This window comes from Kitasatospora sp. NPDC004240, assembly GCF_053603215.1.
The window spans coordinates 1-6,940 of sequence record NZ_JBSGFD010000306.1; the positions used below are offsets into that span (position 1 = coordinate 1).

General features: G+C 78.5%; 6 protein-coding genes. 4 read left to right on the top strand and 2 right to left on the bottom strand.

All coding sequences use genetic code 11. The features are described 5' to 3' along the window. Positions 1 to 756, bottom strand: a 756-nt coding sequence (locus ACWEQL_RS39710) for a hypothetical protein (protein ID WP_452156039.1), incomplete at its 3' end; no start/stop codon positions are given. 346 nt (positions 757 to 1,102) lie between these two features. Here ACWEQL_RS39710 and ACWEQL_RS39715 point away from each other — a divergent pair. Continuing rightward, positions 1,103 to 1,735 carry an ATP-binding protein gene (locus ACWEQL_RS39715; RefSeq protein ID WP_452156041.1) on the top strand — a complete coding sequence of 211 codons (633 nt, stop codon included), beginning with the start codon at positions 1,103 to 1,105 and terminating at the stop codon, positions 1,733 to 1,735. A gap of 147 nt (positions 1,736 to 1,882) precedes the next feature. On the opposite strand, the gene ACWEQL_RS39720 is transcribed toward ACWEQL_RS39715, so the two are convergent. After that, a complete protein-coding gene (locus ACWEQL_RS39720) occupies positions 1,883 to 2,281 on the bottom strand; it encodes an LPXTG cell wall anchor domain-containing protein (RefSeq protein ID WP_452156043.1) in 399 nt (132 codons plus the stop codon). Between the two features lie 197 nt (positions 2,282 to 2,478). On the opposite strand from ACWEQL_RS39720, the gene ACWEQL_RS39725 reads away from it, so the two are divergent. The 3 genes from ACWEQL_RS39725 (at position 2,479) to ACWEQL_RS39735 (ending at position 6,792) form a co-directional block, all read left to right on the top strand. Continuing rightward, positions 2,479 to 2,703 carry a hypothetical protein gene (locus tag ACWEQL_RS39725; RefSeq protein ID WP_452156045.1) on the top strand — a complete coding sequence of 75 codons (225 nt, stop codon included), beginning with the start codon at positions 2,479 to 2,481 and terminating at the stop codon, positions 2,701 to 2,703. A gap of 22 nt (positions 2,704 to 2,725) precedes the next feature. Continuing rightward, positions 2,726 to 4,054, top strand: coding sequence for an amidase (locus tag ACWEQL_RS39730; protein ID WP_452156047.1), 1,329 nt, complete (start codon positions 2,726 to 2,728; stop codon positions 4,052 to 4,054). 209 nt (positions 4,055 to 4,263) lie between these two features. Further along, a complete protein-coding gene (locus tag ACWEQL_RS39735) occupies positions 4,264 to 6,792 on the top strand; it encodes an ABC transporter permease (RefSeq protein ID WP_452156049.1) in 2,529 nt (842 codons plus the stop codon). The last annotated feature ends 148 nt before the right edge of the window (positions 6,793 to 6,940 follow it).

A 6,940-nucleotide genomic window follows, 5' to 3' on the forward strand; every position in this document is an offset into this window, starting at 1 on the left:
CAACGGGTGGCCGCCGGCCGGCACCGCGCCGCGGCGCACCGGGCCGGATGCGCCCAGCAGACCGCGCAGCAGGGCCGCGGCCAGCGCGAACGCCGTCCGCAGCGGGGCCGCCCAGTGCTCGCGGGCCGCGCCCGCCGTGATCCGCACCAGCCGCCAGAGCGCCGCCTCGCCGCGCCGCAGCCACCAGCCGGCCACCAGGGCGGCGGCCAGGTGGCCCGCGAGCATCGACGGCGTCAGTCCGGCCACCCCGCCCTGCCACCAGGGCGCGGCGGCGAAGTCCTTCGGGTCCAGGCCCGCGCTGGCGACCAGCTGCTCGGCCGTGGGGTTGCCGGGAAGCCCGGCCAGGGTGCCGGGACGGCCCTCGTTGCACACCAGCCGGCCCGCCACCTGCGGCAGGGTCAGCCGGCCGGAGCCGCCGTGGTCCATCCCCGCCATCGTTGGGTCGTGCCCGCCGTAGCCGTGGAAGAGGAAGTGCAGCCCGAGCTGCCCCGCGCCGAGCGCGCCCGCGATGGAGAGGAGCGAACGCTCCCGCCCGCCGAGGGCCGCGGCCAGCGCCAGCACGACGGCGAAGCCCGCCGCGAGCGCCGGCAGGGCGACGTCCCCGCCCCCGGCCACGGTGTGCCCGGCCGCCGCTATCAACGTGCAGACCAGGGCGAACGGCAGTGCCCGCGCAAGCCGCAGGTCCCAGGCGGCGGCCCCGACCGGCGCGTCCGGTGCGGGGGCGCCCGGGTGCGGGGCGGCGGGCAGGGCAGTCATGGCCGGGCCATCATCTCATCGCGTACACCGCGACCGTGGGCAGGGCCCGAAAACCCGGCCGCCGGACGGGAGCCCGCAGGCCACGGCCCCGTACGGGCGGCGCCGGCGCGGGAAATCCCTACGAATGCCCCGTTCGGCCCCGGCGTGCGCGACCCGCAGTGCGCCGCTCGGCACACACCCCGGCCCCAGTCCATCCGCCGAACGGGCGGCAGCGGCCCCCGGGCACGGTTCACCGGCGGAACACGAGGAGATACCTAGCTGTACGTGAAGCCGCTGGGGGCCGTCCTGCCGTTCGGGCCGGGCCGGGCTGATCGGCAAGACGGCTCCTGGCCAGGAGGGACCTCCCGTGGACGTCTGGTGGACTCTTCACCTCGATCGCGATCCGGCCAGCGTGCCGCTGGCCCGGCGGATACTGCTCGGCGCCATGGCCACCGCCGGCGTCTGCCCGCAGATCGCGCACGACCTGGGCGTGGCCCTCAGCGAGGCCTGCGCCAACGCCGTCGAGCACGGCGCCGGCGAGGGCTACCAGGTCATCGCCGCCATCAACGGCGACCTGCTGCGGATCGAGGTCACCGACCGCGGCCCCGGACTGCCCGCCGTCCCGGCGCCACCCCCGGCCGGGCCGCCCACGCTGCGCCGTCCGGCCGCCCCGCCGGCCCGGCCCGCCACGCGCGACCGCCCCCGCCGCGGCCGCGCCACCGTGCCCGCCCGGGTCCTCTCCCCGTACCGCACGGTCCGCGCCGAGCGTCCGTACGACACCCATGTGCTGCCCCCCGTGCGCCCGGCCGTGCCGACCTTCCGGCCGCTCGACCTGGAGACCATCCCCGACCTCACCGCCGAGAGCGGGCGCGGGCTCTTCCTGATCCACGCCCTCACCGACCACGTCCAGCTCCGCAACCACCCGCTCCGCGGGGCGGTGGTGAGCTTCGACAAGGTGCTGAAGTGGCAGGACGGGGCGTTGCTGCGGGCGGTGTCGTAGGTGGGGAGGAGGGGGCGGGTCGCTCGGTCCTTGGTGGGCCGCCCCGGTGCGGCGGCGGGTGGTGGGCCGAAGTGGCAGGACGGGGCGGTGTCGTAGGTGGGGAGGACGGGGCGGTGTCGTAGGTAAGGAGGGGGCGGGCCCGGCCGCTCAGTCCTCGGCGGCCGCGGTGCGACGGCGGGTGGCGAGCAGGAGGGCGGCGCCCACGGCGAGGGTGGCGGCGCCGGTGATGGCGATCGGACGGTTGCCGGCGCCCGCGCCGGTGTCGGCGAGCCGGGTGGCGGGGGCGGCGGTGGACGTCCGGGTCGGCGCGGGCGCCGTGGTGGAGGGCTTGCGGGTGGTCGCGCTGCCCGAGGGCAGCGGCGTCCCGGTGGGCGTGGCCGTCGCCGTCGGGGCGGCGGTCGGGCCGGTGGACGGCGCCGCGGTGGTGGACGGCGTGGCGGTGGCCGTCGGGGACGGCGAGGCGTCGGCGGCGGCCGCCGTGCCGGCGCCCGCGCCGACCGAGAGCGCGAGCAGGGCGGAGGCGGCGAGGACACGGGTGGGACGCACGGGTGCTCCAGCTGTTGGCGGGGCCAGGCGGGCGCGGACCCGGGGGGACGCGTGCCTGGTGGGACGGGGACCTGGTGGGACGGGGACCGACTTCGCAGCGGAAGACCGACGAGGGCCGCCGAGGGTTGCCCTGCCCGTACCGCCCCCCGGTTGCCGCCCCGCCGGAGCCGCCGGACGATGGGGGAATGATGCACCAGATGCGTGCCGAGTACGGAGCCGAGGGCCCGTCCGGCGGGGTGAAGCTGTGGCACATGGTCCGCGAGTCGGAGTCGACGGCCATGTGCGGGCGCGAACTCGACGCCGGTGCGCCGCTGCGGGAGCCCGTCGACTGGGGACGGACCCCGGAACTGTGCTGCCACACCTGCGGCGCCTACTACCTGCGCGAATCCCCGTACCTGGCGGGCGAACACACCGGCCAGTGACGGCTGACGTACCGTGACCGGCATGGAGCCCCTGGTCCGGCCGCGGTCGCTGGCCGCCGAGGCCGCCGCGCTGCGCTCGGGCGGACTCGCGCCGGCCGACCACGTGGACCGGCTGTGCGCCCGGATCGAGCGGGTGGACCCGCTGGTCCGCTCGTTCGTTCCCGAGCCCGGGCGGCACGCCCGGCTGCTCGCCGCCGCCCGGGAACTGGCCGCCCGTCACCCGGACCCCGCCGCCGCGCCGCTGTACGGGATCACGGTGGGGATCAAGGACATCGTCCACGTGGACGGCCTGCCCACCCACGCCGGCTCCGCGCTGCCGCCGGGCGTGCTGGCCGGGCCGCAGGCCGCCGTGGTGGACCGGCTGCTCGCGGCGGGGGCACTGGTGGCGGGCAAGACGCACACCGCCGAGTTCGCGGTGAGCGCCCCGGGCCCGACCCGCAATCCGTACGACCTCGGGCACACCCCGGGCGGCTCCAGCAGCGGATCGGCGGCGGCGGTCGCGGCCGGACTGGTGCCGCTGGCGATCGGCACCCAGACGGTGGGCTCGGTGGTGCGGCCGGCCGCCTACTGCGGGGTGGTGGGCTTCCGGCCGACGTACGGGCGGATCCCGGTGGACGGGGTGGTCCCCAACGCGCCGAGCCTGGACACGGTGGGCCTGTTCACCGCCGACCTGGCGGGTGCCGCGCTGGCGGCGCCGCTGCTGTGCGACGACTGGCGGCCGGTCGCGCCGGAGCCGGCGGACGGCGCGGCGCCGGTGCTCGGGGTGCCGCTCGGCCCGTACCTGGAGCGGGCGCGGCCCGAGGCGCGGGTGGCCTTCGGGCGGCAGCTGGAGCGGCTGGAGGCGGCCGGGCTGACGGTCCGCCGGGCCGAGCCGATCCCGGACTTCGAGGAGGTCCTGCGGCATTCGCGGGCCGTCAACCGCTACGAGCTGGCGCGCTCGCACCGGGAGTGGTTCGCCCGCTTCGGCGGCCTCTACCGGCCGGAGACGGTGGCCGGCATCCGGCACGGCCAGGGCGTCGACCCGGACGACTACGCGGCCGCCCTGCGCGCCCGCGAGCACTTCCGCGAGCGGATCGCCGAGGCCACCGCCGCCGCGGGGGTGGACCTCTGGCTGGCGCCCGCGGCGACCGGCCCGGCCCCGTACGGGCTGGACAGCACCGGGGACGCGGTGATGTCGCTGCCGTGGAGCTGGGCCGGGCTGCCCGCGCTCAGCCTGCCGGCCGGCCGCTCGGCGGGCGGACTGCCGCTGGGCCTCCAGGTGGTGGGCGCGGCGGGCGCCGACGAGCGGCTGCTCGCGCTGGCCGCGCCGCTGGAGCGGGTGCTGGCGGTGCCGGGGGAGTGGGACCGGTGAGACGCCAGGTGCGCCGCCCGGTGAGCTGACGGGGGGTTAACCCCCGGGTGGATCGGCCGGATCGCCGCACTGTGCCGACCCCCCTGGTCGCGAAAGCCTGGGGCCATGCCGAAGCCGCCCGTCCCCCGCCCCGCGCAGCCCCTCACCGCCGCGCCGTCCAGCCCTGCCGCGCAGGCCCTCACCGCCGAGTGCGCGGGAGCGTGGGTCTGATGCTGTTCTCGTACGCCCTGCAGAGCCTGCGCGCCCGCCGGTCGGCCTTCGCCGGCGCCCTGGTCGCGCTGTTCTTCGCCGCGCTGACCGTCACGGCCTGCGGCACCCTGCTGGAGACCGGCCTGCGCGGGGAGATCCGCGCGGAGCGGTACGCGGGCGCGCCGATCGTGGTGGCCGGCGACCAGGAGGTGCACAAGGTCGTCGTCAAGGACAAGGGCGGCGGCAAGGTCAAGACCAAGGAGAAGGCCAAGCCGCTGACCGAGCGGGTGTGGATCCCCGCGGACCTGGCGCGGCGGATCGCCGCGGTGCCGGGCGTGCGGGCCGCGGTGCCCGAGCTGACCTTCCCCGCCGTGCCGGGGGTGCCGGACGACCGGCCCGGCCACGGGCACGCCTGGACCTCCGCCGCGCTGACCCCGTTCGCCCTCGCCGAGGGCCGGGGGCCGCGCGCCGCCGACGAACTGGTGGTCGACGCCGGGCTCGCCGCCCGCGCCGGGCTGCGGGTCGGCGACCGGCTGACCGTCCGCTCCACCCGGGAGCCCGCCGAGTACCGGATCACCGGTGTCGCCGCCGCCCCGGGCGGGCTGGAGCGGCAGAGCGCGCTGTTCTTCAGCCCGGCCGAGGCCGAGCGGCTGGCCGGCCGGCCCGGTGAGGTGTCCGCGATCGGCGTGCTGCCGGCCCCCGGCACCGACCCGGCGGCGCTTGCCCGCGAGCTGGCCCCGGTGCTGGCCGGGAGCGGCGCGCTGGCCCACCGTGGCGAGGACCGCGGCCGGGTGGAGTTCCTGGACGCGGCCAACGCCCGGGTGCGGCTGGTCAGCATGGGCGCCGCGATCGGCGGCACCGCGCTGCTGGTGGCGGTCCTGGTGGTCAGCGGCACCTTCGCGCTGACGATCCGCCAGCGGGCCCGGGAGCTGGCCCTGCTGCGCGCGGTGGCGGCCACCCCGAAGCAGGTGCGGAAGCTGATCGGCCGGGAGGCGCTGCTGCTCGGCCTGGCCGGCGGGGTGCTGGGCGCGCTCGCCGGACTGCCGGCCGGCGGCCTGCTGTACGACGGCTTCGTGGACCTCGGCGCGATGCCGGCCACGCTGGAGCACACGGTGAGCGTCTTCCCGGCCTTCGCGGCGGTGCTGGCGACCGTGGTCGGCGGCTGGGCGGCGGCCCGGATCTCGGCCCGCCGGATCTCCCGGATCCGGCCCGGCGAGGCGCTGGCCGAGGCCGCGGTCGAGCCGCGCGGAGCGGGCCGGCTGCGGGCGGTGGCGGGCGTGCTGGCGCTGGCCGGCGGGATCGTCCTGGTCGCGGTGCTGTCCGCGCTGCACAGCGAGGCGGCGGCGACCCCGGTCACCTTCGTCGCCGTCCTGGTGCTGGCGATCGCGGTCTCGCTGCTGAGTCCGGTGCTCGCCCGGGCGGCGGCCGCCGTCTTCGCGGTGCTGCTGCGCCCGTCCCCGGTGAGCGGCCACCTGGCCGCCGCCAACCTGCGGGCCGAGTCCCGCCGGGTGGGCGCGGCGGCCGCGCCGCTGGCGCTGCTGACCGCGATGGTCTGCACGGTGCTGTTCACCCAGTCCACGCTTGGCGGCGCGGCCGCCCGGCAGGCCGAGGACGGGGTGCGGGCGTCCTGGACGCTGGCCTCGGCCGCGCCCGGTGTCCCGGCGGGGGCGGCCGAGGCGGTCCGGGCGCTGCCCGGGGTGACCGCGGCGACCGAGGTGGTCCGCGGCCAGGTCCGGGTGGACCTGGAGAAGTACCAGGCGCAGGGCGTCACCACCCGGGGCCTGGCCGCCTCCTGGGACCCCGGGGTGAGCGCCGGGACGCTGGAGGGCTTCGGCGACGGCGACCTCGCGGTCAGCGAGCGGGCGGCCGCGGAGCTCGGCGCGCGGCCCGGCTCGACCGTCCGGCTGGTGCTCGGCGACGGCACCCCGGTGGAGCTGACCGTCCGCGCGGTCTACGCCCGGGGCCTGGGCTTCGGCGATCTGACGGTGTCGCACGCGCTGCTCTCCCGGCACGTGGACAACCCGCTGGCCGCCGCCGTCCTGGTGGCCGCCGACGGCTCGGTCACCCGGGAGCGGCTGACCGCGGCGCTGGCCGGGCACCCCGGGGTGCGGGTGCTGGACCGGACCCAGGCGGGGCGGGTCGCGGCCGAGGCCCGGCAGGACGGCGCCGCGGCCAACTACCTGGGGATGGCGCTGGTGCTGGGCTTCACCGCGATCTCGGTGGTCAACACCCTGGCGATGGCCACGGCCGACCGCCGCCGGGAGTTCGCCCTGCTGCGGCTGACCGGCACCACCCGCCGGCAGATCCGCGGGATGCTGCGGATGGAGGCGGTCGCGGTGGCGGCCACCGGGCTGCTGCTCGGCGGCGCGATCGCGTACGCGGTGCTCACCGGCTTCGGCCTGGGGATGACCGGCGCCGCGGTGGTCGACTGGGAGTGGACGGGCCTGGCCGGGGTGGCCGTGGTGGCGGGGGCGCTGGCCCTGCTCGCCACCGCGCTGCCGGCCCGGGCGGCGCTGCGGGGCCCGGCCCTGGCGGCGCCGGGGCGGTGAGCCGTACGCCCGGGAGGTGACCGGCGGCGGGTGCCCGGGTGGTGGCCGGAAGCCCGTCCACGGCGAGGGCTGTGAGCTGGACGAAGGCCACGCTGAGGCCCAGGCCGACCAGGACGCTCGGGCCGAGGACGTCGGTGAGGTAGCCGCC

Excerpts from the sequence above, each read along its gene's own strand:
- ACWEQL_RS39725 (WP_452156045.1), top strand. The coding sequence starts at position 2,479 with ATGCGTGCCGAGTACGGAGCCGAGGGCCCGTCCGGCGGGGTGAAGCTG.
- ACWEQL_RS39730 (WP_452156047.1), top strand. The coding sequence starts at position 2,726 with ATGGAGCCCCTGGTCCGGCCGCGGTCGCTGGCCGCCGAGGCCGCCGCG.
- ACWEQL_RS39735 (WP_452156049.1), top strand. The coding sequence starts at position 4,264 with ATGCTGTTCTCGTACGCCCTGCAGAGCCTGCGCGCCCGCCGGTCGGCC.